This window comes from Ferrimicrobium acidiphilum DSM 19497, from assembly GCF_000949255.1.
Lineage (GTDB): Bacteria > Actinomycetota > Acidimicrobiia > Acidimicrobiales > Acidimicrobiaceae > Ferrimicrobium > Ferrimicrobium acidiphilum.
In genome coordinates, this window is sequence record NZ_JXUW01000004.1 from 39,026 (window position 1) to 65,787 (window position 26,762).

Annotated in this window: 24 protein-coding genes and 1 tRNA gene; 7 read left to right on the top strand and 18 right to left on the bottom strand. The window is 56.1% G+C overall.

Features of this window, described 5'->3' with window-relative positions; genetic code table 11:
* Positions 1-27 precede the first annotated feature (27 nt).
* The 4 genes from FEAC_RS02940 to FEAC_RS02955 all read right to left on the bottom strand — a co-directional run bounded on the left by FEAC_RS02940 (position 28) and on the right by FEAC_RS02955 (position 5,986).
* The gene (locus FEAC_RS02940) at positions 28-1,941 is read right to left on the bottom strand and encodes a Stk1 family PASTA domain-containing Ser/Thr kinase (RefSeq protein WP_035388563.1); all 1,914 of its coding nucleotides are present in this window, start codon (positions 1,939-1,941) and stop codon (positions 28-30) included.
* A gap of 272 nt (positions 1,942-2,213) precedes the next feature.
* Positions 2,214-4,178, bottom strand: a complete 1,965-nt coding sequence (gene ligA / locus FEAC_RS02945) for an NAD-dependent DNA ligase LigA (protein WP_035388564.1) — start codon at positions 4,176-4,178, stop codon at positions 2,214-2,216.
* Entirely contained in the window at positions 4,171-5,229 is a 1,059-nt protein-coding gene (gene mnmA, locus FEAC_RS02950) for a tRNA 2-thiouridine(34) synthase MnmA (protein WP_152623048.1), read from the bottom strand. Before mnmA ends, ligA begins: the two co-directional genes overlap by 8 nt.
* Positions 5,222-5,986: a glycerophosphodiester phosphodiesterase gene (locus tag FEAC_RS02955; protein WP_035388565.1), complete on the bottom strand. Its 765-nt coding sequence runs from the start codon at positions 5,984-5,986 to the stop codon at positions 5,222-5,224. Before FEAC_RS02955 ends, mnmA begins: the two co-directional genes overlap by 8 nt.
* Positions 5,987-6,021: 35 nt before the next feature.
* On the opposite strand from FEAC_RS02955, the gene FEAC_RS02960 reads away from it, so the two are divergent.
* The 4 genes from FEAC_RS02960 (at position 6,022) to FEAC_RS02975 (ending at position 10,065) form a co-directional block, all read left to right on the top strand.
* Positions 6,022-6,615 (top strand): hypothetical protein, encoded by a 594-nt coding sequence (locus FEAC_RS02960; RefSeq protein WP_035388566.1) that lies wholly within the window; start codon positions 6,022-6,024, stop codon positions 6,613-6,615.
* A 75-nt stretch (positions 6,616-6,690) separates the two neighbouring features.
* Positions 6,691-7,503, top strand: coding sequence for a prolipoprotein diacylglyceryl transferase (locus FEAC_RS02965; protein ID WP_035388567.1), 813 nt, complete (start codon positions 6,691-6,693; stop codon positions 7,501-7,503).
* A complete protein-coding gene (locus FEAC_RS02970) occupies positions 7,496-8,806 on the top strand; it encodes a nicotinate phosphoribosyltransferase (protein ID WP_052565385.1) in 1,311 nt (436 codons plus the stop codon). The genes FEAC_RS02965 and FEAC_RS02970 overlap by 8 nt, the downstream gene beginning before the upstream one ends.
* Before the next feature lie 35 nt (positions 8,807-8,841).
* The gene (locus FEAC_RS02975) at positions 8,842-10,065 is read left to right on the top strand and encodes a serine hydrolase domain-containing protein (RefSeq protein ID WP_035388687.1); all 1,224 of its coding nucleotides are present in this window, start codon (positions 8,842-8,844) and stop codon (positions 10,063-10,065) included.
* Positions 10,066-10,067: 2 nt separating this feature from the next.
* On the opposite strand, the gene FEAC_RS02980 is transcribed toward FEAC_RS02975, so the two are convergent.
* From FEAC_RS02980 to FEAC_RS03045, 14 genes are all read right to left on the bottom strand, one after another.
* Positions 10,068-10,721 (bottom strand): winged helix-turn-helix domain-containing protein, encoded by a 654-nt coding sequence (locus FEAC_RS02980; RefSeq protein ID WP_035388568.1) that lies wholly within the window; start codon positions 10,719-10,721, stop codon positions 10,068-10,070.
* Positions 10,722-10,849: 128 nt separating this feature from the next.
* Positions 10,850-12,250 (bottom strand): glutamate decarboxylase, encoded by a 1,401-nt coding sequence (gene gad / locus FEAC_RS02985; RefSeq protein WP_035388569.1) that lies wholly within the window; start codon positions 12,248-12,250, stop codon positions 10,850-10,852.
* A gap of 69 nt (positions 12,251-12,319) precedes the next feature.
* Positions 12,320-13,207: a serine hydrolase domain-containing protein gene (locus tag FEAC_RS02990; protein WP_035388570.1), complete on the bottom strand. Its 888-nt coding sequence runs from the start codon at positions 13,205-13,207 to the stop codon at positions 12,320-12,322.
* A 20-nt stretch (positions 13,208-13,227) separates the two neighbouring features.
* A complete protein-coding gene (gene trxA / locus FEAC_RS02995) occupies positions 13,228-13,599 on the bottom strand; it encodes a thioredoxin (RefSeq protein WP_035388571.1) in 372 nt (123 codons plus the stop codon).
* A gap of 74 nt (positions 13,600-13,673) precedes the next feature.
* Positions 13,674-13,756: transfer RNA gene (locus tag FEAC_RS03000), tRNA-Leu, on the bottom strand.
* A gap of 2 nt (positions 13,757-13,758) precedes the next feature.
* Positions 13,759-14,265: a DUF501 domain-containing protein gene (locus FEAC_RS03005; protein ID WP_035388572.1), complete on the bottom strand. Its 507-nt coding sequence runs from the start codon at positions 14,263-14,265 to the stop codon at positions 13,759-13,761.
* A complete protein-coding gene (locus FEAC_RS03010) occupies positions 14,246-14,890 on the bottom strand; it encodes an SRPBCC family protein (protein WP_035388573.1) in 645 nt (214 codons plus the stop codon). The genes FEAC_RS03005 and FEAC_RS03010 overlap by 20 nt, the downstream gene beginning before the upstream one ends.
* Before the next feature lies 1 nt (position 14,891).
* Entirely contained in the window at positions 14,892-15,476 is a 585-nt protein-coding gene (locus tag FEAC_RS03015) for a nucleotidyltransferase family protein (protein WP_035388574.1), read from the bottom strand.
* Between the two features lie 12 nt (positions 15,477-15,488).
* Positions 15,489-16,700, bottom strand: coding sequence for an XdhC family protein (locus tag FEAC_RS03020; RefSeq protein WP_035388575.1), 1,212 nt, complete (start codon positions 16,698-16,700; stop codon positions 15,489-15,491).
* Positions 16,697-17,794, bottom strand: a complete 1,098-nt coding sequence (locus FEAC_RS03025) for a vWA domain-containing protein (RefSeq protein WP_052565389.1) — start codon at positions 17,792-17,794, stop codon at positions 16,697-16,699. Before FEAC_RS03025 ends, FEAC_RS03020 begins: the two co-directional genes overlap by 4 nt.
* On the bottom strand, positions 17,791-18,723 hold the full coding sequence (locus FEAC_RS03030; RefSeq protein ID WP_052565391.1) for an AAA family ATPase: 933 nt from the start codon (positions 18,721-18,723) through the stop codon (positions 17,791-17,793). The genes FEAC_RS03025 and FEAC_RS03030 overlap by 4 nt, the downstream gene beginning before the upstream one ends.
* Positions 18,716-19,528 carry an FAD binding domain-containing protein gene (locus tag FEAC_RS03035; protein ID WP_035388576.1) on the bottom strand — a complete coding sequence of 271 codons (813 nt, stop codon included), beginning with the start codon at positions 19,526-19,528 and terminating at the stop codon, positions 18,716-18,718. The genes FEAC_RS03030 and FEAC_RS03035 overlap by 8 nt, the downstream gene beginning before the upstream one ends.
* 27 nt (positions 19,529-19,555) lie before the next feature.
* Positions 19,556-21,928, bottom strand: a complete 2,373-nt coding sequence (locus FEAC_RS03040) for a xanthine dehydrogenase family protein molybdopterin-binding subunit (protein WP_035388690.1) — start codon at positions 21,926-21,928, stop codon at positions 19,556-19,558.
* A 2-nt stretch (positions 21,929-21,930) separates the two neighbouring features.
* Entirely contained in the window at positions 21,931-22,404 is a 474-nt protein-coding gene (locus FEAC_RS03045; RefSeq protein ID WP_035388577.1) for a (2Fe-2S)-binding protein, read from the bottom strand.
* A 356-nt stretch (positions 22,405-22,760) separates the two neighbouring features.
* Here FEAC_RS03045 and FEAC_RS03050 point away from each other — a divergent pair, with 356 nt between their 5' ends.
* From FEAC_RS03050 to FEAC_RS03060, 3 genes are all read left to right on the top strand, one after another.
* Positions 22,761-23,240 (top strand): NfeD family protein, encoded by a 480-nt coding sequence (locus tag FEAC_RS03050; protein ID WP_160290319.1) that lies wholly within the window; start codon positions 22,761-22,763, stop codon positions 23,238-23,240.
* Entirely contained in the window at positions 23,237-24,217 is a 981-nt protein-coding gene (locus tag FEAC_RS03055) for an SPFH domain-containing protein (protein ID WP_081900956.1), read from the top strand. Before FEAC_RS03050 ends, FEAC_RS03055 begins: the two co-directional genes overlap by 4 nt.
* Before the next feature lie 196 nt (positions 24,218-24,413).
* The gene (locus tag FEAC_RS03060; RefSeq protein WP_152623050.1) at positions 24,414-26,750 is read left to right on the top strand and encodes a PD-(D/E)XK nuclease family protein; all 2,337 of its coding nucleotides are present in this window, start codon (positions 24,414-24,416) and stop codon (positions 26,748-26,750) included.
* The last annotated feature ends 12 nt before the right edge of the window (positions 26,751-26,762 follow it).

Here is a 26,762-nt window from a genome sequence, read left to right on the forward strand (position 1 = left end):
CAACATTCCAACGACAGTATTCAGAGATCATGGAATCACCAGAAGGTTTACGCTGGCACCATAGAGTGCGGTCTGGCCTGCACCAGGACTCTCATACTGTACGATGGAACCCCCAAACGGAGCCGACACGGTTCCGACGACAAATCCCTGGCTCTGTAGCGTAGATTCCGCCGTACCGAGAGCATCACCAACCACATTCGGAACACGCACATAGTGGGGTCCAAGCGACTCGACCAAAGTCACGCTTGTCCCCACCGCACTGACTGTACCGGCACTGACCGACTGTGAGATCACATCCCCATTTGAGACCGAATTGGAGTACTGCTTTTGGACGCTATAGGTAAAGCCTTGATTCGTTAGGTCACCCTCCGCAGTCGTAAGCGAGACGCCAACCACGTTCGGCACCGGTCTTGGAGCTGGACCCTTAGATACAATGAACTTGACGACAGAGTGGTATGGTACCTTTTGGTTCACCGGACTCTCACTCATCACGACACCAGCAGGAACGTCAGGTGAGTACTCATAGGTGGGGCGAACAAGAAATCCCTTGGCAGTCAGGGCATGTTGGGCAGTCGTGAACTGAGCCGACTGAAAGGACGCCACGTACACCGGTGCATGACCCTTGGACACGTACAACACTACGCTGCTATCTGGATGGATACTCTGGCCACCGCTAGGGCTTGATCCGATCACGCGACCTGATGGTACCTTGGATGAGTATCGACTCTCGAGAGCAATATGGGCAATCCCTTCGCCTCGTAACCGCTGTGATGCCGATGAAGCTGTCAAGTTGGCGACATCATCCACCTTTATAGTTCGAAGGCGCTGATAGAGGACAGCACCGCCGAGCGCGGCAGCCACGAGGATCGGGAGTAAGAAGAAGAGAAGCCACCACGGACGCCGACTTCCTACCTCCTCCATGTCTTGGGGCGCTGGGGTTAGGCGTGGCGTGTTGCTAATGTCTAGCGCCGACGTATGGTCCGTGTTCTCTCTGGTCTGATCGGCGAGCACAGCCGTACTGTTCTCGTCGCGAGCCAGCGCGAGATGGTCAGTGAGATCGACCGCGACCGTACTGCCGTCGGCAATCCACTGCAAACTATCGTCCATGACCACCTCAGGTGTGGAGGCCAACGTTCCTGCTCCGGGGGCGAACAGCGGCTCCGGATTCGTGAGATCGCGAGCAAAACCGTTCCACTCATGCTCGATCTCGGCCGCACTCGGACGGCTATCGGGGTCACGTGCGAGCATCGAGACGATTGAGCGTGCGACTGGATCGTCAGGAAGAGGGTTTACGACTGGATCCCGCAGTCTTGCAAACGCCAGTGCCAGTTGCGTATCGCCCTGGAAAGGGATCGCACCGAAAAGTGCCTCATAGAGCACAAGTCCAAGCGAATATACGTCACTACCAGGGACCGAGCGTTTCCCTTCGACCTGTTCGGGTGCCATGTATCTCGGCGTGCCGAGAATGCCGCCTCCAGTCTCAGTCACCGTGGTCTCCGAAAGGGCGCGCACGAGCCCAAAGTCAGCGATCCTCACTCGACCACCATCATCAAAGAGCAAGTTGGCAGGCTTAATATCGCGATGTAGAAAATTGCGGTGATGCGAATACGCGAGTGCTGACGCAGTAGCGGCTCCGATCTGAACAACCTGCGAGGTCGACAACGAGCTACCACGAGCATGGAGCTCGCGCAGGGAGCCATTGGAGAGATACTCCATGACAAGGTAGGGCTCACCTTCGTCTGATCCCCAATCGAAGACCTTCATAATGTTAGGATGGTTCAGCTGCGCCGCAGCCTGTGCCTCATCGCGGAAACGCCTCAGAAAGATAGGATCGTCCGCCAGCCCACGCTGCAGAAGTTTTATAGCAACAGTTCGCCCAAGTCGGTCGTCGATCGCGCGGTAGACAATGCCTGCGCCTCCCGAACCTCGTCGGGCCACCACTCTATACCGGTTACTGAGGACCCGGCCAATGTTCTCGTCCGTACCAGTAGCCTTCGCCAGCTCGTTACCTACCTTACGATTACCGCCCGACCTGGCGGTCAGCTCCTTTAATCCAGATATAGCCTACACTGAGACGTTCTGAAGCAATCGCACCAGCCGCACCCAACCTCAGTAAGACCGAAAGCAGCATTTGAGCTAAGAGGCGGATAGACGCCTAAAGATCATATCCTCTACTCTTGCATTCGATCTCTATTCTTGCACTCGCTGGCCGTTCATTCAGAAGAGATGCGGCTAAGCAGCACAGGTAGCTCGATCACCTCGACTCCTAACTGCTGAGCTTTTTCGAGTTTCGAACCGGCGCGCTCCCCCGCCAACAGGTAGTCAGTCTTCCTCGAGACCGACTCGGAGACTCGGCCACCGTTGGCGATGATCAGCTCTCTAAGCTGGTCGCGTGAGTAATCACTGAAACTCCCGGTGATCACAAAACTCTGCCCAGCGAGTCGATCCGAGGCGGCTTGGGGTATCACAGTTGCACCAACCACACCCTGGGCAATCAAACCTGACAACAGCTGAGACCCATAGGGATCATCCCGAAAACCCACAACAGAGCTGGCCACTGTCTCACCAATACCGTCCAGGGCAACTAGGTCCTCGACCTTTGCAACCAACAAATCCTCCAACGATCGCATCGACGCCGCGACCACCTGCGCGACGTGGACACCGACGTTGTCAATAGCGAGTCCGAACAGAATTCGGCCCAATGTCCGTCCACGTGATACCTCGACGCCAGCCATCAAGCGCTGGATCATCTTCTCACCCACCCCAGGGAGCTGAGCAAACTCCTCGGAGCTGAGCTGATAGATATCCGAGGGAATCCCTACGAGCCCAAGTTCCACAAGTTGGCGCGCTCGCATCTCACCAAGGCCGTCTATATCCAGAGCGTCTCTGGAACCAAAGTGACTCAGCCGCTGTACCAGCTGTTCGAGGCAGAACCTGTTAGGGCAGCGGAAATCAGCCTCATCTCCATCCCTCACCAACACAGACCCACAGCTCGGACAGTGATCAGGAAATCTATACTTTGGCAGATCATCGGTGCGAGCTGCAAGCACTGGTCCCACCACCTCGGGGATGATCTCGCCCGCCTTTCGAACAACGACGAGGTCACCAACCCTCACATCCTTTCGTTCGATCTGCTCCGCATTGTGCAAAGTAGCTCGCGCTACCGTCGAGCCAGACACCACCACCGGATCCAATTCGGCGAAAGGGGTAATCTTTCCGGTCTTTCCAACCGATATGTCGATAGCCAGCAACCTCGTCAACTGCTCCTCGGGCGCAAACTTGAATGCGATCGACCAACGAGGAGCTCGTGAGGTAACACCCACCCGTCTCCGATCCACCATCCGATCAGCCTTTACGACCACCCCATCGGTCTCATAGTCGAGATCCGCACGTGATTGATCAAGCTGCTGAACGCGCTCGAAGAGCTGTCCTTGATCGACCAAGGACCCATGTTCCTCAACAGCAAAACCGAGTGAACTCAAAAAGGCTAGAGCCTCATGGTGGGTCTCGAATTGCGTGGGCTCCTCGAGTTGGTAGGCGAAAAAGGCGAGGCCACGGCTCGCCGTGACTCGTGGATCCTTTTGGCGAAGGCTCCCCGCAGCCGCATTCCGCGGATTCGCAAAGGGCGCCTTTAGTGTCGGATCTTGGTTCAGCGCCTGAAACGACGAGCGCGGCAGATAGATCTCACCACGTACCTCGAGCGGAGCGTCATAGGCAATACGCTTCGGAATTGCGTCGACCACATAGATATTCGCCGTGACATCCTCGCCGATCCTGCCATCTCCGCGAGTCGCCGCTTGCACCAGCAATCCACCGTCATAACGCAAGCTCAGTGCCAAGCCGTCGATCTTGAGCTCGACGAATAGAGTTGGCTCACCGCCAAGCAAGCGGGCAAGACGATCGACCCATGCATCGAGCTCGCTAACGTCAAAAACATTGTCGATGCTAAGCATTGGGCTCGCATGCTCGACCGGAGCAAAAAGCTGTGAAGGAGTAGCGCCCACCCGTTGAGTCGGCGAAGTCGCACCTGCTCGCTCGGGGTGCAGTCGTTCAAGTTCGACCAACTCCCTAAACAGAACGTCGTACTCTGCATCGGTCAAGACAGGGGCATCGAGCACATAATAGGCGTAACTCGCTCTGTCGAGCAACGCCCGTAGGTCTTCGATCCGATCAGCCATTGTGGGTTGCCTGCACGGGCATGGTCACCATCGCCGATCCGACGACCAGATCTTCGTGATAGATCGCCACCGTCTGGCCGGGTGCGATGCGTCGTGTAGGCGAGGAAAACTCGAGCTCTGTGGCGCTTAAAACACCTGGGTTAGTAGCCCCGTGCGCGCTCCCTTGGAGCTGGCCCTCCTTTGGCCATCCGTCTCCCAAGTAATCAATGGCCGTGGTCACAGGAAGCCTGTCTGTTAGCAGACGATCGATCGTGCCGATCTGGATGACCCGCGTCTTTGGATCCTTGGCGAGTACATAACGGCGAAGTCCGTCCCCAAGGCCGCCTATGCGTCTCCTTTGGCCGACAGTAACCGCCTCAAAGGGGGTGCTGTCCTCGTACTCATCACCGGTGACGGTGTCTACCACCTTAGTTGCATGGAGCGTCCCCCTGGAGGAGAGAAAACTCTCCTTTCCCATCTTCTGCGAGATGAAACAGACCTCAAGTGAGTCTGGCTTGTCAGCTGTTCGCAGGCCAATGTCTGCGGCAATCGCTCGGACGTCATCCTTGGTCATCTCACCCACTGGAAATAGAAGCTGCGACAAAGAGCTCTTCGGTACCACCGACAGCACATACGACTGGTCCTTCCCGGCATCTACTCCACGACGGATAAGAGGAGTTCCATCGACGTACCCAATCCTTGCGTGGTGCCCAGTCGCCAGATACTCGAAGCCGAGAGAGCGCGCGCGCTCAACCAACGCCTGGAACTTGATGCTACGATTGCATTCGATACATGGATTCGGAGTCTCACCACCGAGGTAGCCACGAACGTACGGCTCCACCACCGCCGTCTCAAACTCCTCAGTGAGGTTGAACACCAGATGCTTGATACCAAGTTGGTGTGCGACAAAGCGCGCGTCTTCGACATCTGCTACCGAACAACAACCTGAATCAGAGGCACCACCCCAAAGTTTGAGGGTTACCCCAACCACCTCGTGACCTTCAGAAACCGCCAAGGCGGCTGCAACCGAGGAGTCAACTCCTCCAGACATGGCAACCATGACTTTAGCCAACGTAAACCTCCAATGCACGCGTTGGGTAGTCGGTCACCACCACATCGAACCCCATACACTGAACTCGTCGTAGGTCCTCCGGCTCATTGACCGTCCACACCCAGACTGCTAATCCCTGACGGTGCGCCCAATCGACTAGATCTTTAGTTAGATACTCACTGCCCATGAGCGTCAATGGCAGCGAAAGAACCTGATAGGGTGGGGATGACACCTCCTGATTCTGATAGTCCTGATACCAACGGATCGACTCTGCACTCGATGCCGCGGTAGCAGTCCCTGAGTAGAGCTGACGAAAGCGACTCAAGGGTGGATCGAGAAACGAAGCGACTACCGCACGCTCGGTCATCGCATACTCTGCCAAGCAGCTTCCAACACGCGCTTCGATCCAAGAATCCTTGCCTAGATCCTCCTTGATATCGATAGAGACCTGGGCGGTACCACTCACGGCGAGGACCTCTTCAAGGGTGGCGATCCCAACCCGCTCTGACGCAACTCCATTGCTGAGGTCGAGATCAGCACGTAGAACTTCAAGTGGGTAATCATGTACCCAACCCTCCATATTCGTGGTAGCGTCGAGACGATCATCATGAAAGACCACCAGTTCGCCGTCCTTGGTTGGGTGGATATCGAGTTCGAGATCGACATTTAGATCAATAGCCGCGCGACGGAACGCCTCGATGGAGGAGGCGACAGCCTCACCCATCCCGCCACGATGCGCCGCAATACGCGGAACCTGAACGCTACTGGCCTTGGTCATGGCAACTCTCCCCAAGCGACTAGAATCTCAGGCGAATGCTCGATCATCTCTTTCTTCGCTTCATAGCTTCGCTCAAAACCTCCCTCAGCTCTTCGATGCTTGAGCGCGCAGGTTTAGAAGAGCAGCTCCACAACGACATGATGCTCGGAGACTTAACCTTCGAGACCTCCTACAGCCTACCGGGCGAGGCCTCGCCGCCTCACGTCCGCGCAGACCTCACAGTAGAGTGGCCGACCTGGAGTCAAGGATCCTACCGAAGTTGGTCGCTCGGCGACGGAATTGAAGATCCGATTGAGATCGTCGTCGAAGTGGCACTCCGTTTCACAGGTCTTAGCGAGCTACCCATGACACCTCAGCAACTTCTTACCCACCTACCGCGCCACTCATCTCAAACCATCATGAATGCACCGATGGAGCTGCAGCGAGTAACGGTTGAGACCAGCTATGACATCACTACTGATGGTTCAGAATTAAGTGCCGAGGTCGTCTATGAGACCACTTGTGTCTTTGATGAGCAGATCATCGAGGACGACGATCGGGTACAAGCAGCGATTGCACAGCTCACTGGATGGATATCCTCGGTTCTCGTTCAGGCGAGCGATATCCCTCTGACCTACTTGCAACTGTGACAGCCCATGATTCCGAATACTGTGTGCGTGGGTTTAGACTGGTCACAACGGAACGGCGACAGGAGCTGAGGTGGTATGAGACCGATACCTATTGATTTTCACATCGGACCGCTCGTGCTCCACACCTACGGTTTCGGTCTAGGCATCACATTTTGGTTCGCCTACTGGTATCTAAGCAGACGATTTCATCACTACGGGCTCTCAACAAAGTGGCTCGAGAAATCCTTCATTTGGATCATCGTTATGGCGGTGGTCGGCGCCCGTATCGTCCACTGCGTAGCCAACATCAGCTACTACCTAGCGCATCCCATCCTGGTCTTTGCAGTCTGGCAAGGAGGGTTGTCATCCTACGGGGGTATCGCCGGCGGGTTGATTGTCGCACTCTATGCGCTTCACAAGTACAACCCAGAGATCTCATTTCGAACAGCAGCAGATGTGACGGCTCCTGTCTTACTCGCAGCGTGGGCAATGGGTCGCCTGCTTGGTCCTCAGCTCATGTTCGCCGGTGGCGGCCATCCAACCACCGCATGGTATGGCATGAAGTACGCTGGCGAGGTTGGCTACCGGATACCGGTGCCCATCTTCCAGTCGATCGAGACCGTCGTCACCTATCTCATCGTGCTCGAGCTATCTCGGGTCTACCCGAGGTGGAAGATGCCAGCACTCTCCGTCGCTGTCTCTGCCTATGGGATCTGGTCGATCGGTCGTTTCTTCGACGAGTATCTGTGGCTCGCCGTCCCAAGAGTGTGGGATGCGGTAGAGGTCTTCGCCCTCATCAGCTTGGCGGCCTCCATCGTGATTATGGTCTTACTCGTGCGAAGGCGAGGAAAAGATGACAACCTCGTCACCCTCCCGAAACCACTTGAGGTTGCCGATTCGCATGGCTAGCGAGACTGCCCTCTTCACGGACAGGTACGAACTCACCATGCTGGAAGCCGCGCTCCATAGCGGGATCGCCAGCAGGCATGCGACCTTCGAGATCTTCGGCAGAGGATTGGCGGGACGTGCCTATGGCGTGATAGCGGGTACAGCACGAATTGCCAGTCTGCTCAATCGATTCACCTTCTCCGACGAAGATCTCGACTATCTAGGTCATAACTCGATCTGCTCTGCGGACACGCTCGCATACCTCGCGAAATTCAGATTCTCGGGGTCCATCTACGCCTACCCCGATGGAGAGCTTTACTTCCCATTCTCGCCTGTTCTGCGACTTGAAGCAACTTTTGCCGAGGGGCTCATCTTGGAGACACTCCTGCTATCGGCACTCAACTTCGACTCCGCGATCGCCACCGCCGCTTCGCGCATGGTTCTCGCCGCGCGCGGCCGAAGTTTGATCGAGATGGGAACTCGACGCACAAATGAGGACGCTGCAGTGGCCGCGGCTAGGGCATCCTATATCGCTGGCTTCCAAGCGACGTCAAATCTCGCTGCTGGGCAACGGCACGCCATCCCAACAGCCGGAACCATGGGACATGCCATCATTCTGGCACACGAGAGTGAGGCGGCCGCCTTCCGAGCACAGAGGGCGGTTGCAGGAGACGCCACTACAGCCCTGGTTGATACCTACGACACGATGAACGGCATACGTACTGCGATTGCCACTTTTGGACCTTCACTGGCCGCGATCCGCATCGACTCCGGTGACCCAGGAGAGACATCAAGGGCCGCTCGAGAGCTGCTCGACTCGCTCGCGGCCACTAAAACCCAGATTATCGTCTCGGGCGATCTCGATGAGGCGGCGATTCTGTCATTAAAAGATGCCCCTATCGACGGCTTTGGCATCGGGACCAAGCTCGTCACAGGATCAGGCGTGCCCACAGCAGGTTTCGTATACAAGCTCGTCGCCATCGAACGAGGTGGAGAAAGGATCCCAGTCGCTAAGCAGTCAGAGGACAAGACCTCTGACGGAGGAGCAAAGACCGCGTATCGACGCACTCGTAACAGGCGTGCAATCGACGAATTCTCGCTCGACCCAGGAGCGTCTATCACATCTACCTCGGCCGACGAGCTACGGCAACTGCAACTCCCTGTAATTGTTCAAGGGGAGGTCGTCATCGACGACGACCTAGAACGTTGGCGGCGATTGCATCAGGAGTCACTCCTCGAACTTGGATCGAGCGAGGATCTTCTGTCAACGAAGACACCGTTGTTGCAGTGTCATTACATCGGACCGGGGACCCTGCGAAGCTAGTACTCCCCTCATCAAAACGTCCCGGAAGGAGCGCTATGACCATTGAGATGACCTCACTCGAAGAAGCTGGCCTTCATCGTCCTCAGGTTGATCGGCTGCTGCGGCACCTCGAGAGTTACGTCGACGCTGGAAAAATACCAGGATTCGCGATCCTTGTCGCTCGAGACGATGCCGTAGCCCTCCGTCACCACTACGGAATGGCTGACCTCGCCACCCAAACTCCAGTTAGCGACTCCACTATCTACCGAATCTACTCGATGACCAAGCCCATCACATCAACCGCGCTATTGATGCTAGCTGAGGCTGGCATGGTGGACCTCAACGACGAGGTTGGCGACTACATCCCCTCCTTTAAGGCTATAAATGTGCTCAAGGGTGGATCAACACTCGAGCCGATGTATCGTCCAGCTACTGAGCCCGTTCGAGTATGGCATCTGCTCACCCATACCGCTGGCTTGACCTACGGTTTTCACAATCAAACCATCCTCGATACGCTCTATCGTCAACATGCGTCAGAGCTAAATCTTCCCGACGACCTCACCCTTGAGGAACTCGTAGATCGCTACGCACAACTCGGACTCCTCTTCGACCCAGGGCATGGATGGAACTACTCAGTGGCCACCGATGTTCTCGGAAGGCTCATCGAGGTGATCAGTGGCGAGCCACTGTCTGCCGCTCTCGAAACGATGGTCCTTCAACCCCTTGAGATGACTGATACGACCTTCGAACTCAATGTCGACCAGCTAGAAAGGGTCGGCGCTCTTTACCTCAGAACCGAGGAGGACGGCATGCATCACCTCGGCGGCGCCGTCCCGGAACGGAGGGTGTTCCCAGTTGACATGGGTGGAGGTGGGCTCTTCTCAACACTCGACGATTACCTCCGTTTTACCCTCATGTTGATGCATAGAGGATCGTTCGGCGGGGTTAGGCTGCTTGGACCGCGCACCGTCGACCTCATGACGGCCAACCACCTACCCGGAGGTGCCGATGTAGTGGACCTCTGTAGATATCGCCCACAACCCATCGACGAACCGGGTGTAGGCTTCGGTCTTGGCGTCTCGGTTGTGAACAACCCTGCAGCTGCCAAGAACTTCACAATCGCTGGCGAATTCGGTTGGGGCGGCATGGCGAGCACCAACTTCTTCATCTCTCCGAAAGACCAACTCAGCGTGATCTTTATGACACAGTTAATCCCGTCAAGCGCCTACTCCTTTGGGCACGAAATTCATCGACTGTTGATACCTGCGCTGACGAGCTAGTATCATCCTCGGTCAGGAGGGTCGAGTGGTGAGACGAACTTGGCGATGTCAACGCGACGCGCACCCTCTGGAATCTCCTCATAGCCATGCGTGCGAGCTGCCGCCAATGAGGCAAAGAAGTCGAACGAAGTATCGAGTTCGCGCAGCTCGCTGATGGTTAGCCACCCGATCCCCTCGTGTAGACCACTGACTTCGCGCCAGTCAGCACTCAGTTGACTCACAAAACGCCTGTAGGCGCGGAAACGCTCCACGATAGTATTGACCATCTGTTCGGCGAGCGCATTAAATCCAGCCGTCGTCTCGCCAACCTCATCGGCGATGGTGATCCCTAGGTATTTGAGCCTCCAAGGACGCTCACGCCGACTCGGGACCTCAACCGGCTCCACGAAATCATACTTGGCAAGTTGTCTCAGATGGAAGGAGCACTTAGCGGCAGTACTATCCAACATGCGAGCCGCCTCGGCAGCGGTGATGCTCTCATACTGACCCAATAGGTCTATAAGCCCCAGACGCAGTGGATGAGTAAGCGCCTTGATGGCGCCGACATCAGCCAACGCCCTTGTGGGGATCGACTCTGTAGGGATCGACTCTGTAGGGATCGACTCTGTAGGGATCGACTCATGGCAACTTGCCCACGCGTCGTCATAGCTTTGCATATCTCCTCCACGGGCTGTCACAAGGGGGATTGGTCCATGCAACCCAAAACAACCGAACCTGTGACGCTCGCCCATGCTAGCAGCGAAATCCTGATGGCTCAACGCCCTAGAGGATCGATAGCGCCACCTTAATGGTGAAAGCCAGCAGCCCTTTGGGAGGTCGGCATCGGCGCATCGAGATCCTCTAGTTCCTCAACTGCTCGCTTTAAATCATCAACGAATAGCGCTGCAAGATCGCTACGAAAACCGTTGCGCAAAACAGCTCGCATAATTAGCTCATCGGAGAGGTTGTCCGGCATCGGGTAGACCGGAACCTGCCAGCCGCGTTCACGCAGTTTAGAGGAGAGGTGGTGAAGATTCCAGTTTGGATTCGAATCGGCAGTCTTTGTCCATGCGACAACCGGCAGTGCATCACCACGCGCGATCACCTCCATCGATGGCAGCTCATCCAGACCAGCTGCGATCAGAGATGCGGTCTGCTGGGTCTCTCGCTGAACCCTTGTGTAACCCTCGAAACCCAATCGTATCAAGTTGTAGTACTGAAGCAAGACTTGCGCACCAGGGCGTGAGAAGTTGAGACCAAACGTTGGCATCTCACCACCCAGGTAGGAGACCTTAAAGATCAACTCCTCGGGGAGTAGATCCTTCGCTCGCCAGAGCACCCACCCGAGGCCAGGATACACTAGTCCATACTTGTGGCCCGAGGTATTGATCGAGTGCACCCGGTCGAGTGAGAAATCCCAGACCAGCTCGGGCTGGAGAAAGGGGGCAACGAACCCACCAGAGGCTGCATCTACGTGGACCGGAATATCGAGATCTGTGTGGGAAGCGAGATCGTCGAGTGCACGACATATATCAGCAATTGGCTCGTAGATACCTGTGTATGTAACCCCAAGGATAGGAACTACACCGATCGTCCGTTCATCGACCACATCTAGAACTCCACCAGGGGTGAGGTAGGGAGCATCGTGACTGATAGGAACATAACGCGGCTCTACCTCGAAGTAATTAGCGAACTTCTCCCACACCACCTGGACGGATGAGCTAAAGACTATATTGGGACGTTCAAGATCCTTGCCCTCAGCACGCCGCTTAGCCATCCACCTCCGCTTCAGCGCCAATCCCGCCAACATACACGCCTCTGATGAGCCGGTCGTCGAGGTTCCAATCACATTCGACGGGTCCGGCGCATGCCATAGATCACCAATCATGGCGATACAACGATCCTCGATAGCGGCAGTCTGGGGATACTCGTCTTTATCCACGATGTTCTTATCGGCCGCCTCCAAGTAGAGCTGGTCCGCCTCCGGCTCCATCCAGGTGGTGACGAAGGTCGCTAGATTCAGGCGTGCCGAACCGTCAAGATCGATCTCGTCGCTGATCATCTGGTAGGCTGTTGCAGCGCTCATCCCTACCGCCGGAATCTGGTATTTCGGTATCTCGTGATCAGCTCCGTCGGCATAGACGGGATTTATCCGTATTCCTTCGGACATCTCCTCAACATCATGGTCGCCGCTTAGTCGGGTCATCTATCATCCTCCTCGTGACCAGACTAGCAGATGCCTATTTGCGCTGGCTGAACGATGATTGCGGCCGGTTTACGATCTGAGCTCGCGAACGATGGCATCATTTAAGTTCGGCCACCGCTCCTTTGCCCACGCTCCGAAGGGCTTCAATCCTGCAAAGACCGCGAAACACTGCTGAATCGGGTCAATCCACAGAAACGATCCACTCTGTCCAAAATGGCCAAAGCTTTCAGCCGACACCAGTGCCCCCATCCAGTGTGCAGACTTGTGGTCGCGCACCTCTGCTCCGAGACCCCAAGAGTTTGGGCTCTGGTGTCCAAAGCCCGGAAGGACACCCGACAACTCCGGCAGGAAAACGGTCCTGATAGCGACCAGTGACTCCAAAGAGACCACCACCTCGAAACACAACGCCGCAGCCAAACCAATGAGATCAGCTAACGTCCCTTGGAGTCCAAACGCGGCTCCGGTCACCTCCTGCGCAGTGATCGTGACTCCAGTTGACCTCGATACGAAACCTGCTCCGGTCATCCCAGCTGGCTGCAGCACCGCCTCTATCGCGTAGTCTTGATACCGGATTCCAGACGATCCCTCAAGGCTACGTCCCAACAGTTCGTAGCCTATATTGGAATAGATCCTTCTCTCATGCGGAGGACGGGATGGTTCAACATGTTGCGGGGCAAGAAGTCTCGGCTCCCCGACCGCACCGGTTTCGAGCCCAGAGGCATGCGAAAGCAGATCCTCTACCGATAGCTCGAAGTCACCGACTCGTGATGTCCGTTGCAAGGAGCCATCTTCAATAGCCACGTGTACCGCGAGTGCAGCTACCAGTTTCGACACTGAAGCCCACGGGTAAACCTCTGACCCTGGGCTACGATACACTACATCCAAGCCTCGAGACCCAAAAACGCCGTAGGATAGCACCTCATCTGGCCCAAGGTATTGCTCAACTGCTTTGCCCATAAAAGCGGTCCTAGGTCCCGCTACTTGACCGCCGCCTCTTGTTCTGCAATTTGACGACGAACCTCATCCATGTCAAGTGCCTCGACTTGCGAGATGATCTCCGCTAGCGCCTGCCGCGGCAGCGCACCTGGCTGTGCATACAGGAGCACCTGATCGCGAAAGGCCATCAGGGTGGGAATCGACATAATCTGGAACGCCTGCGCTAGCTCAGGTTGTGCTTCAGTATCGACCTTCCCAAAGACAATATCAGGATGCTCCGCAGACAGCTCATCGTAAATTGGCGCAAAGGCCCTACATGGTCCACACCATGCTGCCCAGAAGTCGACTAGGACGATTCCATTGCCTTCGATAGTCTCGTTGAAGTCCAGTGCTGTTAAGTTTCGAGTTGTCATCTACTTCCCTTCTCTCTGTAACCTACAACAACTATACCCCCACTGGTATTCCAGCAGTGCAGCAACGGCTAACGTACCCGGAGCGGGAGTCGAACCCGCATGACCCAAAGGTCCGGGGGGTTTAAGCCCCCTGCGTCTACCATTCCGCCATCCGGGCGCTCATGACTCGCATAGCGTCTCTCCAACCAGAGCCTCCAAGAGTGGTCGATCTGACCAATATAGCCTCGCGATAGCCCAAACTCCTACCGGAGTAAAGCCACCAGCCAGGTAGAAGGCGACATGCGCATGGAGACACTTTACACCAGCTCGAGCACCACCTACGCCTCTGCCCTGCATGTGGGCCAACTCGGGGCGCCCGCTACGATAGCTCCGATTTGCAAGATCTAATGCTGCGGCATCAACAGCCGATGCGGCGAGACGTACACCACCAACGGATTCGAGTCGAGAGACCGCCGCCACGAGCTGTCGGTCAACTAGCCAAAACCAATTTGACTGGGGGGTACCCTCTTGGTCGAACGCCGCCAGTTCGATAACAATCGGACGACCATCCGACGACCTCCGTGCGGCGCGAAATGGAATCTTCGCCCCACGACCAAGTTGCTGCTCTACCCAGCTACGGTCATCTGCGCTTGGCGTCCAGCTTCCCTCAGGCGCTCCGGCGTCCACGCCTACGAACCAAGACTGCTACGACGATCAAAACAGCAGCGACAGGTGCAAGCCGTTTTGCTATCGGCTTGGCCAGTACGCGCATGGCATTGAGCTCTGCCGGTTCCTCTGCACGAGACTCCGTCGCCTCCGCAGCAGCACTGGGTTCAGAAGTCTCTGATTCGGCAGGCTCAGAGGATCCACTCTGTCCGATCAGTTCTGCCAACCTAGTGGCGAACTCGCCCATCAGCTTTTCAGATACCTCACCAAGGACTCCACGACCAAATTGCGCCACGCGCCCAGCGATCGTCAGGTCCACGTCGACTGTGACTCGTGTACTGTCGCCATCAGGAATAAGGCGTGCCGTAACGACAGCGCTCGCGTTACCTTGGCCCTTGGTCTCACGCCCTTCAGCCCTCAGGACCGCAATCCGTTTGTCAACGTCCTTCGACTCAAAGCGCGCAACACCTGCATAGTTTGCCGTGATAGGACCGACCTTAATCTTGACGGATCCCTTGTGCTCATCGCCTTCGACCGAGGAGAGTGATGCCCCTGGAAGACACGGAGCGATACGCTCGAGATCAGTCAAGATCTCCCAGGCTTGATCGACACCAACCGGCACTGTGAATTCGTTTACAATCTCCATCTCAATTCCTCTCTATGGCTCGCAGCTGCTCAAGATCCTCACGAGTATCAACATCAAAGGGATCTCCCGAACAAGGGACCTCTACCGCCTCGACTCGGTGGAAAATCGCTCTGGCACCGACATCACCACGACGCTCTAACAGCCCGAAGACCGATGATGCTATCTTAACAGGGTTCCCCCTGACGCCAGCATAGGTAGCAATTGCTACCCCACCGGTCTTAGTGCTCGTCACCGCGTTCCATGCTTCAGCCGGCACCAGTGGCTGATCTCCGAGGCCAACCGTAACCGCCCAAAGACCCATGGCACTTGCCGCATCCACGGCGAGTGCCAATGAGCTTGCAAGACCGTCTTGGGGGCTCGGATTTCGGAGTTCGATGAATTTAGCCGGCAACAGCGAGCTAAGGTTCGAGTCTTGAGTGACGACAAAGTGCGCTCCTGCTTCGACGCTGGCTGCGGCTTCCAGCACCCAGCTAACTATGGGGCGACCGTTCAAATTTTCCAACAGCTTATGCGTCGACGAATCAAACCGACTCCCGAAGCCGGCAGCCAGCACTACCAGGCCGGTGGAGGCGAGTTCTTCATCCATATCGATTCACGCTCACCAGGTCATCACTCCTTCAGTATGGATTGGTCCCTGGGTCTCTGAAAGCGGACCAGCCATACGACGCTCCCGTCGTGCGATGATCTCCGCCAAAATCGAGATTGCCGTCTCCTGAGGCGTTCTCGCCCCAAGATCGAGTCCAATCGGACCTGAGACTCGGTTTCGTACCTCCTCGATCGAGACGCCATCAGCCGCAAGTCGCATCATCCTATCCTCCTGGGTGCGCCTCGAGCCCATAACACCGATATAGCCAGCCTTAGTCGCCAACGAGGCCTCGATAGCTGGAACATCGAACTTTGGGTCGTGAGTGAGGATGCAGATCGAATCACGCTCATCAAGGGTCGCGCCACACTCGAATAGGTAGTCGTTTGGCCATGAAACCACGACCTCGTCAGCCTTTGGGAATCGCTCCTTCGTGGCGAAGACTGATCGGGCATCGACCACGACCACATGGTAGCCAAGCAGTTTTGCTGCTTGGGCAAGCGCATCGCTAAAGTCCACTGCACCAAAGATCAACATCTTCGGAGGCTCAACAGAGACCGCCATCACGACCGCTACCTCGCGCGAGCGCGACTGTCCCTTCCTGCCATACTCGCGTCTCGTACCCTGCCCCTGCCTAAGAACCCCCACCGCATCTCTGGCGACGACACGATCGAGGTCGGGATTGCCAAGACTCCCCACAACCTCTCCATCTCCGAGAACAAGAAGCGAGGAGCCGACAGCTGGAACCGGCACATCGCTGTTCTCATCGGCGAAATACGAACCCGGATCCTCATTGACCGCATAAACAGTGGCGATAGCAAATGGAGTCTCCTCTCGAAGCGCCTCAGCCAGTCGATCAAGGTAGTTTGGCAACTCCGGCTGCACCAGAATGTGAAAGGTGCCACCGCAGGTCAGGCCGACCGCTACAGCTTGGTCATCTGAGAAGCCGAAGGCCAAGGTCGTGGCCTCCCTGGGCGTTGTGCTACCAAGTATTCCAAAGGTTCGCAACACCGGCTCAGGAGCGTCAAGCCTCTGCAGCGCCTCAGCAACAACCGCTCCTTCCACGCACCCACCGGAGACGGATCCTGCGACCTCACCGTCTTCGCTCACTGCCATCAGGGCGCCTGGTTCACGGGGGCCAGACCCTTCGACTGCGACCACGGTCGCTAGCGCGCATCGCTTCCCTTGCGCCCTCCACGCTAACACTCGCTCGATTACATCGATCATTGAAGCTCTCCTTCACTACAGATTACCCTCGCGAGATGTTCAAAGGATCGCACGCTCTCTCCGGGCAGAAACGCGTCGATATAGGGCAGCGCGGTAGCCATGCCACGAGCCAAGGGTGCATAGTCGGTGGCGGCGGCCAACGGATTCACCCACAGAATGCTCTTGGCCAAGCGCGACAGTCGCCCCATCGCCTCCTCCATAACCTGCGGATCGCCACGATCCCAACCATCGGAGAACACTACCACGATCGCACCACGCGCCACCCCCCGGGCCCCATGTTCAATGTTGAACGTCTCCAAGGAAGCTCCCAGTCGGGTGCCGCCAGCGAAATCGTCAATCAGTGACGAAACCTGTGCCATCGCTCGATCAGGATCACTCACATCAAGTGCTCTCGAGACGTTATGAAGACGCGTTCCAAGCGTGAAGACATGAACATCGCCTAAAGCTCGTCGGGCTGCCCACGCAAAGTGCAGGAGTCCCTCAGCGTAAGCGTGCATGGAGCCTGAAATATCAACCAGAAAGAGCAACCGACGAGAGCGCAGACCTTTGCTTAGAAACCGTCTCCGGATCGGCTCTCCACTAGTAGCAACCGAAAGCCGCAGGGTATGCGATAGGTCTAACCGCTGCACGCTGCGGCTCTTCACGAAGCGGTAGCTCCTCCGGAGTGGAGGCGAGAATCGAAAACGCTCAATCAAGCGAAGGGCTTCACGTCGTTCAGCAGCCTCCAGCGAGCGCAAGTCAGCCGACCGTAGACGTTCAACGGCCGAATAGCGAACCACACGCTGCATCTGACCATCATCATCCTGTTCAGCCTCAGGTGCATCTTGGGAGTCAAAACCCACGGTAACCTGCCGAGGAACCTCCTCATCAGGATGTTGGCCAAAGAAATACTCACGGAACACGTTGTCAAAGAGTTCGTTGTCTTTCTGGGATTTCACCAGGGTCGCCCGAGCACACTCGCGCACTCGCTCCTGGTCGTCGATACCAACGACAGCCAGTGCACCGAGGAGATCTTGAGAGCTAGAGACCGGTACGCGGAGCCCACGCACCCTCAAGAGCTCGACAAAACCGGTTATCAACTCCTCAGGCTTCATGCACCAAACCGAGCAAAGGCCTGTTTGATCAGCGTTCCAACGCCGATGGAGGCAAGCCGCTCCTCATCCTCACGATACTTGATCACAGCCCCTAACGTCATCTCGAGCCACTCCGGAGTGACCTCGACCGCCGAGAGGCTTGTCAACGCGCTCGCCCAGTCGATCGCCTCCGCGATCCCTGGTGGTTTAACTAGACCTTGCCGACGGAACTCTTGCACGATGGCGCCAATCTGAGCAGACAACACCTCGCTCGCATCCGGTACATGAAGTCGTATGATCTCGACCTCGCGTTCAAAGGCTGGGTGGTCGACCCATAGATACAGACATCGGCGTTTCAGAGCATCGTGAAGATCTCGAGTACGGTTCGACGTGAGAATCACTATCGGCTTCACCAGCGCTCGTCGAGTACCAAGTTCTGGGATCGTGATCTCAAACGTAGAGAGCAGTTCCAGCAAGAAGGCCTCAAACTCATCGTCTGCACGGTCTAGCTCATCGATAAGCAGGACTGGCGGCCGAGACGGGTCGCTGTAACCCAGCGATCGCAGCAGTGGGCGCTCGACGAGGTAACGGTCCTCATAGAGTTCAGCCTCTAGTGAGGTACGGTCGGTCTGCACACCCACGGCCTCGGTAGCGCGTAGGTGCAGGAGCTGTTTTGCATAGTCCCAGTCATAGACGGCCTGGGTGGAATCGATCCCCTCGTAGCATTGCAACCGGATAAGGTCACTCCCGAAGAGCCTCGACAACGCCAGAGCAAGCTCGGTTTTCCCAACACCAGCATCACCCTCTAGCAACAATGGCTTTTCTAGCGAGAGAGCTAGAAAAGCCACCGTTGCAATTTTTAGATCGGCCAGGTACTCCACCTGTCTCAAACCTCCCGCTAAATCATCGGGGGTCAGAAAACCGAGTTGACTGCTTCGAGACTCAACCAAGTTCGCTCAAAGCCCGTTGCACGAGGACACGTGCCAAGTGGCGTCGGTAATCAACACTCGCATTTATATCAGCCGAAGGTGAGGTTCCCTCGTCAGCGACTGCGGCAGCCTCCTCAACACTAGCGCCAGCGGCCAAACGCTCTTCGACTGCGGTCGCTCGCAATGGAGTTGCCCCCATGTTGATAAAGCTCACATTGGTACGATCACTGCGGACAGCAACCACACCGACTATCGCCCAGTCCTGAGCGCGCCGATTGAACTTTTGGAACGCATACTTAGAAAATCCAGTTGGCACACGAATCTCCGTCAAAATTTCATCAGGCGCGAGTGCCGTCTCCAAGAAACCTTTGAAGAACTCAGCGGCCGGTATAGTGCGACTCCCAGAGGGCCCCTGCACTACCATGGTTGCGCCGAGGGCCAGCAACGCCGCAGGCAAATCAGCTGCACCGTCACCGTGGGCAGTCGACCCACCAATCGTACCCGCATGACGCACCGACGGATCACCTATTTGGCCTGCAACCCTGGTGAGGACCGGGACTTCACGCGCAAGAAGCTCCGAAGTCTCAAGATCTCGATGGCGAGTCAACGCACCGATGGCTATTTGATCACCATCCTTGCGGACATAGGATAGATCGGAGATGCGTCCGATATCAACGAGCATCGAAGGAGATGCAAGTCGTAGCTTCATGAGCGGTATCAGAGAATGCCCTCCAGCCAGTACCTTGGCGTCCTCGTCACTGGAGAGCATCGAGATCGCCTCCGCGACTGTAGCCGCCCTGGCATAATCAAAACTTGATGGATACATACCTTTCCCTTCTGTTGGTTTGCGTCGCTACTTCGAACTTGCCTGTTTAATCAACTGGTAGACCCGTTCCGGTGTCGCCGGCATCGGACAATCAGTCACACCGAGATCCGATAGTGCATCCACGACCGCATTGATGACTGCCGGCGCTGAGCCAATGGTACCCGCCTCTCCAACTCCTTTAACTCCAAGTGGATTGGTGGGTGATGGTGTCACCGTCGAATCGAGCTCAAAACTCGGCATCTCGCACGCTGATGGCACCAGATAATCGGCCAATGAGGCGTTTAGCAGTTGGCCGGAGCTGTCATAAAGCGCCTCCTCGTAGAGCGCCTGCGCAACACCCTGGGTGATGCCACCATGCACCTGACCCTCCACGATGAGTGGATTTATCTGGTTACCACAGTCGTCGACGGCAATGTAGCGAACGAGCTGCACATGACCAGTCTCTTCGTCAACCTCCACCACGGCAATGTGGGTGCCGTTCGGGAAGGTGAAGTTCGGTGGATCCCAGCTAATCGAAGCCTCTAGATTGGGCTCTAGTCCATCCGGTAGGTTATGAGCGGTGAAAGCCTCGAACGCGATCGCGGCCAACGGCAGCTGCTGTTCTGGGGATCCCTTAACGCGGAAGCTGGCTCCAACGTACTCGAGATCCTCCTCTGCAACCTCCATCTGGTGTGCTGCTATCTTCATCGCCTTCTCTATCACCCGCTCTGTTGCCAAGTAGACGGCGGTACCTCCGACAGAGAGTGATCGGCTGCCATAGGTATCCATCCCATATGGAGCGATGGCGGTGTCAGAATGCAGAACCTCCACATCGTCAGGGGAGATTCCCAACTTATCCGCAACTATCATCGACCAACTCGTCTCGTGGCCCTGGCCGTGGGGTGCGGTGCCGGTCACCACCTGCACCTTCGACGTTGGCAAAATGCGGACTGTTGCTGCCTCCCAACCTCCCGCTCCATAGTTCAAACTCGCCAAGACACGAGATGGAGCTAGGCCACACATCTCAACGTAGCAAGAGACTCCAATGCCAAGCCTGCGTGGGTTTCCCGCTGCACGTCGCTGTTCTTGCTCACGACGCAGGTCTGAGTAGCCCGCCTTGTCGAGGGCTTTTTCGAGATTTGCATGATAGGACCCTGAGTCGAACACCAATCCAGCGACAGACTGATAAGGAAACTTCTCTGCGGCGATGAAGTTACGCCGCCGAATCTCCGCCGGATCTAGCTCCAATCTCCGGGCCAACGAGTCCATAGCTCTCTCAATCGCATAGGTTGCCTCGGGTCGCCCAGCTCCCCGATAGGCGTCGGTAGGAGTCTTATTCGTGAACAAGCCTGTGCATGTAAACGAGTAGGCACCAACGTCATAGACCCCGTGATAGAGAAACGCACCGAGAAGGGGTACGCCGGGGGTAACCAACTGCAGGTAGGCCCCCATATCGGCAAGCAACTTCACCCTGACCGCAGTTACCTTGCCATCGGCGTTGGCGGCCAACTCTATATGTTGGACCTGACCACGACCATGGATGGTGGCCATCGTACCCTCACCACGTTCTTCGGTGAAGCGAACGGGTTGCCGCATACGACGCGCAAGCGCTAGGCATAGCAACTCTTCCGCATACACATCAAGCTTGGAGCCAAACCCACCCCCGACCGATGGAGCTATGACTCGAAGCTTGGTCTCAGATATACCGGCCGTGAGCGCTAGCATCACCCTCAAGACGTGAGGTATCTGGGTTGAGGAGTAGACGGTGTAGTCACCCCCCATGGGAGAGGGCACTACCACCATAGCTCGCGGCTCCATGGCCGCTGGAATGAGTCGCTGCTGAACAAATCGTTCACTCACCGTGACAGCTGCATCCCTGAACGCCGCATCAACCGCATCAGGATTCGGCTCTAGTGCCCACACAAAGCTGGTATTGCTCTCAAGCTCTTCATGCGCAAGCGTGGTGTCATTAACCGCCTCTTCTAGTTCAAGGACAGGTGGCAACTCTTCGTAATCTACGATCACGGCACCAGCCGCATCAACCGCTTCCACCTGGGATCGAGCGACGACAGCTACCACTCCCTCGCCTGCGTAGTGCACGTATTCGACTGCGAGTGGATAATGAGCAGGGTTCTTCATCTCCGCAGTCACCGGCCATGCGCAAGGCATAGGCCCAGCCCATTCGGACTCAAGATCCTTGCCAGTAAAAACCCCAACCACCCCAGGCATCGATTTGGCGGCATTCACATCGATACGCTGAATTCGAGCGTGTGCATGCGGAGAGCGGACAACCACTAGATGGAGCGCGCCCGGCACCACAAGGTCATCCGCAAAACGATTTTCTCCTGAAAGAAGTTTTGGATCCTCACGGCGAATACGTCGCTTTCCAATAATCTGTTCCTGTTGGGCAGGATCGGTCATGGTCATAGCTCAGCCCCCATCTCTTCTTTTGCGGCCAACACTGCCTTCACGATATTGTGATAGCCAGTGCAGCGGCAAAGATTTCCCTCAAGACCCTCGCGCACCGTTGCCTCGTCAAGGGTATCATTCTCTGCCAAAATTGACATCGAGACCATAACCATCCCCGGGGTGCAGTAGCCGCACTGTAGCGCATGGTTCTCCTGGAAGGCCCGCTGGAGTGGGTGCAAGGTACCGTCAGCTGAGGCGAGTCCCTCGATCGTGGTCACCTCCCTTCCATCAGCTTGAGCCGCCAAGACAGTGCAAGACTTCACCGATTCTCCATCGAGCAACACCGTACATGCTCCACACGACGAGGTATCGCAACCGACATTCGTTCCCGTCATCCCAAAATCTTCCCTTAGCAGGTGCACCAAGAGCGTTCTCGGTTCAACGTCTGCCGCCTTCTTCTGCCCATTCACCGTCAGTTCAACGCGCACTCATCCTCCTTCATCGGGATCTCATCGTGCAGCCAGGGAGGGCAAACGTGCCCCCACTCGACATTGCCTACCAAATCGAAGCTAGCACGAAACAGTCGCTTTTGCCTTGCTAGCTCAAAAAAGACTCAGGGAAAGATTCAATCCATCCAGCGCCAGGCCGCTAACTCAACAGTCGAAAAGCACCGTGGACGACTCCTCCTGTTTGGAGTCGGCACCTCAAATAGCCTTCTCCAGCTGCGCTGGCAACTTAACACCGCGGCTACTTCGAAATCACTGAACTCCGCTTTCGTGCTCCGCTATCTTTAAAACAACGTGTGTGCTAGAATGGTGACTAAGCGGATAGAGGTTCTATGGTCGTGATCGTCATCGTAGTGGTCGTCGTGGTAGCGGCACTGATACTGGTTGGCATGCACGTTGGCCCGCACGGTTCGATCGTGACAGCATCGATTGGGATGGCAGCTGGCATCGTCCTTACTTTGATGTTGAGTCACTCACACTCCTCGCTGGCGGCGATCCTGTGGAGCCTGGTGGCGTTGTTGTTTATCTCCGTTCTAGCCGTGTTCTTTTTGGGGGTTCGTGGCCTGAGATCTACCCAGTACCATTCCAAGGAGGCCATGCCCGGCCTGGCCAAGCTATTCGATTCGGCAGGAGTGGCGACGTCAAGACTCGACCCAATCGGGACTGTCCAAATCGCTGGTAAAGGCTGGTCAGCCCTGAACGACACCGATGATCCAATTGAGATCGGTACCACCGTCTTTGTCACTCGAGTCGATGGGCTAAAGCTCCATGTCATCCCAGAGGCCCCACGCGGGTCCAACCGAAAGGAAACGCTATGATTGCCGCAGGCATTATCATACTTATAGTCCTAATTATTCTGCTTCTCGTCTTGACACGAACAATCAAGATTTTGAAGGAGTATCAACGTGTCGTGGTTTTTCGCCTCGGTCGCTCGATCGGCTCAAAAGGACCTGGGCTTCTGCTTATCAACCCCATCATCGATCGCTTAAATCTGGTCGATCTCCGCGAGCAGTACTTCGAGATCCCCCATCAGACCGCGATCACGAAGGACAATGCCCCGATCTCAATCGACTTCATCATGTTCTACCAGGTGATCGATCCGGTACAATCGGTGGTCGCTGTTCAAAACTTCTCCGGAGCAGCCTTGAACGTCGCCGCAACTACGCTCCGCAGCGTCGTTGGCGACATGTCGCTCGACGATGTGCTCTCCCGCCGCGAGGACATGAACTCCCTCCTGCGCCTGCGCCTTGATGAGGTAACTGAACGTTGGGGAGTAAAAGTATCGAATGTCGAGGTACGCGAGATCAATCCACCCCCTGCTGTGCAGGATGCGATGACCCGCCAGATGTCAGCGGAACGCACGCGGCGAGCTGTTGTCACCGAATCCGAGGGGCAAAAACAAGCGGCTATCACCGTAGCTGAAGGTCAAAAACAGGCCTCCGTTCTCGCCGCTGAAGGTCAAAAACAGGCGACGATCTTGGCGGCAGAGGCTGAGCGCGAGTCGGCAAAACTGAGAGCCCAAGGTCTCTCTGACGCACTAGAAGCGGTGAACACCAATGCATCACGCTCCGATGCAAATGTGCTTACCTTGCAGTACCCAGAGACGCTTCGTCAGCTCGCCCAGTCGCCATCTACCAAGTTTGTGATTCCAGCAGAGCTCACTGGCTTGCTAGCAACGATGGGGCAGGCGACACGCACCGCCATGGAGATTACCCAACCTCCAAGTGGCGACAAGGGCTTCGTGAAGAATGGAGCTAATGGAAAGCTCGACTCCGGGAAAAGTACGGTCGGCTAACTCGAGCGGCTTCATACAGTCGTGTGAGGTTACTCAAGGAGAATCCAGGGTCGACGCAGCTATGTAAGCCGCATCGACCACATGTCATGTCGTTGCACCAGGTCGCATGCTGCTCGCTAGGCGAATAGACGGCTGGCTAATTGTCGGTTCATGATCCCACACCCGACCCAGCGTGCCTCGACCTACAATTAGTTGGGTGGGCACTGAAGGATATCCTCGATCTATAGCTGTCGTTGCTGAAGGCGACGTGCTTGGTCGAAGCACTCAAGCGCTGATTCAACAGTCACTCGCGGCCCGGATGGGATCACAAAGACTAGATAATTGGCTGGCCACCCACGCCGAGTTCAGTGGACCCAGCCGACCTAGACTCAGGGCTATCATCGACGAGCTCGACCGGTTCGAAGTCGCTCCCGAAGCACTACAGCTGGCTGGCTATCATGGCAAAAGGCTGGCTAACCTCCTAATGAGCTACCACAATGACACCGCAGCCGCTAACGTCACACTCGCCATGGACCCAGCTCCAGGATGGCAACACGCACGGCTAGATTTTGATCTCGCATCGTCTCGAGAACTGGCAGCGCTTGCCGCAACCGCAAACGACGACGCAGTCATCACGATCGCCAACTGGCGTTCACCCGACCTGGACCCAACAACTAAGCGAGCCATTGAACAACTCACTGGCCAAGGCTTTCACCTCCGTGGCCACTTCCAGCAAAGATCACAACCTACAGTCGATCCACGGATCTACCACTTTACAGACCCTGACCAGGAAGTCGCATGGGTGCTAGCTGAAATCATCGCCCGGCTTCACGCGCGAGAGTTGACGGTGCAGGATATCGCGATCTACCTTCCCAGTGACCGAAGCTATCATCGAGCGCTTCGTCACTATAGCTACGCCTACCAGCTTCCGATCGCCATTCACGAGCAGCGCCAGGCGTCTTTCACCACTCTTGGTCGTCATATTCTTGAGCTCATCGAGTTGCTAGACTTGGGTCATGTAGCGGGATCAACTTACCGAAGTCGTCTGCTCACCAATCTCCTTGCGAAATTCGGTACGATCTCGGGCACGGTAGGTCCCTGGAGTGATTTTGTTGACTGGCTGATTCTCATAGTCAACCAGATGCTGCAGAACCCAGACCTCAGTTCACAAGTCAGTTATCTTGACCAAACTCTCGTCGCTCAGCTCTCTCTTCAGCTACAACAGCAGCGGCCAACTGAGAATGTTGAGTTGAGTTGTGAAGACTTTCTGCGCTCTGTGCGCATCCTACTACAAAGCATTGATCTAGCGGATATGCCGCACCACGAAGCCATAACTGTGGCGAACTCTGGTCAACCGATCGGCCATCATCGACTCGTTTTTGTCCTAGGAGCCGTCGACGGCCAATTTCCGTTTGGTCTCTCAGACAACCCAGTACTTCCACTAGCAGTAAGAGATCGGATAGATGGCCTACCAAAGACTGCAGAACTCGTGTTGCGCCAGCGGGCATGTGCCCTTGGCACACTGCAGTCGGCTAGTCAAGAGTTGGTTGTCACCGCTCCGCAGCGAATCGGTACTAATCGCACGCTGCCAAGTCTCTTACTAGCGGAACTCGGTCTCCAATCTCGGCCGGCGCCACCTCGCTACGCAGTCCTCCCGATGGAACGTTCAACTTTGGAGAACATATCTACAGAAACCAATAACCGCCTCACCCAGGCGATCTCGATCGAACGACAACGAATCCACGGGTCTCAACGCTCTGCCCATGGGGGACTGGTCGGTCCGATCACCCTGAGGCCGCTCTCGGCCACACAGCTCGAAGATCTTGGTCAGTGTCCATTCCGATGGTTCGTGAAACATCGTCTCAAGGTGAGGCCGCCTGAGGACGAAAGCAACGATCCCGATCCTCGCATACTCGGACAGCTGGTTCATACGCTCCTTGAGCACCTCTCCCAAGAGAACAACTCGCCCGGAACTCGCGAGATTCTCGAGGAGAAGTTGGACCGACTTGCACCACTCTCGCTCGCTAAATTCACCCCTAACTGGCCTGCAATTCGTGCCGAGATCGCCAAGCAACTCGAGGCATTAACCAGCAATCCTGAGTTCGCGCCCAACGGGATCCAAACACGAGTCGAACTCGAGCTGCATGGGGAGTGGTACGGAATACCGGTGCAAGGACGCATAGACCGTCTCGACGAAGTTGGACCAAAGACGTTCGAGATCATAGATTACAAGTACTCTAAGTCGGCTCCGACTGGAATTCAGGATGCCGATCGCCGTCTGAAGATCGACGTGCAACTATCGGTCTACACCAAGCTGGTAGAACAACAATTTGGACAGGTCATAGGCGCTAAGTACTGTCTAGTGAAGCAAGCAACATTTGTAAAAGCTCCAGGAGTTAGCAAGGGCGAGGAGCCAACCAAAGACGCGGCTGCTCGAATGCTCCTGAGCCTTGGCGATGGTTACCTTCCGGTGGCGCCAGACGCCGAACGCCAAGCCTGCAACTATTGTGACTTTGCTCAAACCTGTCGAATTGCGAGTCAGAATGCCGGTTAGCCACCACATCCG

Bases quoted from the DNA above. Each gene is read 5' to 3' on its own strand.
- ligA (WP_035388564.1), bottom strand. From the start codon at position 4,178: ATGGCTGATCGGATCGAAGACCTACGGGCGTTGCTCGACAGAGCGAGT.
- FEAC_RS02955 (WP_035388565.1), bottom strand. From the start codon at position 5,986: ATGACCAAGGCCAGTAGCGTTCAGGTTCCGCGTATTGCGGCGCATCGT.
- FEAC_RS02960 (WP_035388566.1), top strand. From the start codon at position 6,022: ATGCTCGATCATCTCTTTCTTCGCTTCATAGCTTCGCTCAAAACCTCC.
- FEAC_RS02965 (WP_035388567.1), top strand. From the start codon at position 6,691: ATGAGACCGATACCTATTGATTTTCACATCGGACCGCTCGTGCTCCAC.
- FEAC_RS02970 (WP_052565385.1), top strand. From the start codon at position 7,496: ATGGCTAGCGAGACTGCCCTCTTCACGGACAGGTACGAACTCACCATG.
- FEAC_RS02975 (WP_035388687.1), top strand. From the start codon at position 8,842: ATGACCATTGAGATGACCTCACTCGAAGAAGCTGGCCTTCATCGTCCT.
- FEAC_RS02980 (WP_035388568.1), bottom strand. From the start codon at position 10,721: ATGCAAAGCTATGACGACGCGTGGGCAAGTTGCCATGAGTCGATCCCT.
- gad (WP_035388569.1), bottom strand. From the start codon at position 12,250: ATGACCCGACTAAGCGGCGACCATGATGTTGAGGAGATGTCCGAAGGA.
- FEAC_RS02990 (WP_035388570.1), bottom strand. From the start codon at position 13,207: ATGGGCAAAGCAGTTGAGCAATACCTTGGGCCAGATGAGGTGCTATCC.
- trxA (WP_035388571.1), bottom strand. From the start codon at position 13,599: ATGACAACTCGAAACTTAACAGCACTGGACTTCAACGAGACTATCGAA.
- FEAC_RS03010 (WP_035388573.1), bottom strand. From the start codon at position 14,890: ATGGAGATTGTAAACGAATTCACAGTGCCGGTTGGTGTCGATCAAGCC.
- FEAC_RS03015 (WP_035388574.1), bottom strand. From the start codon at position 15,476: ATGGATGAAGAACTCGCCTCCACCGGCCTGGTAGTGCTGGCTGCCGGC.
- FEAC_RS03020 (WP_035388575.1), bottom strand. From the start codon at position 16,700: ATGATCGATGTAATCGAGCGAGTGTTAGCGTGGAGGGCGCAAGGGAAG.
- FEAC_RS03025 (WP_052565389.1), bottom strand. From the start codon at position 17,794: ATGAAGCCTGAGGAGTTGATAACCGGTTTTGTCGAGCTCTTGAGGGTG.
- FEAC_RS03035 (WP_035388576.1), bottom strand. From the start codon at position 19,528: ATGTATCCATCAAGTTTTGATTATGCCAGGGCGGCTACAGTCGCGGAG.
- FEAC_RS03040 (WP_035388690.1), bottom strand. From the start codon at position 21,928: ATGACCGATCCTGCCCAACAGGAACAGATTATTGGAAAGCGACGTATT.
- FEAC_RS03055 (WP_081900956.1), top strand. From the start codon at position 23,237: ATGATTGCCGCAGGCATTATCATACTTATAGTCCTAATTATTCTGCTT.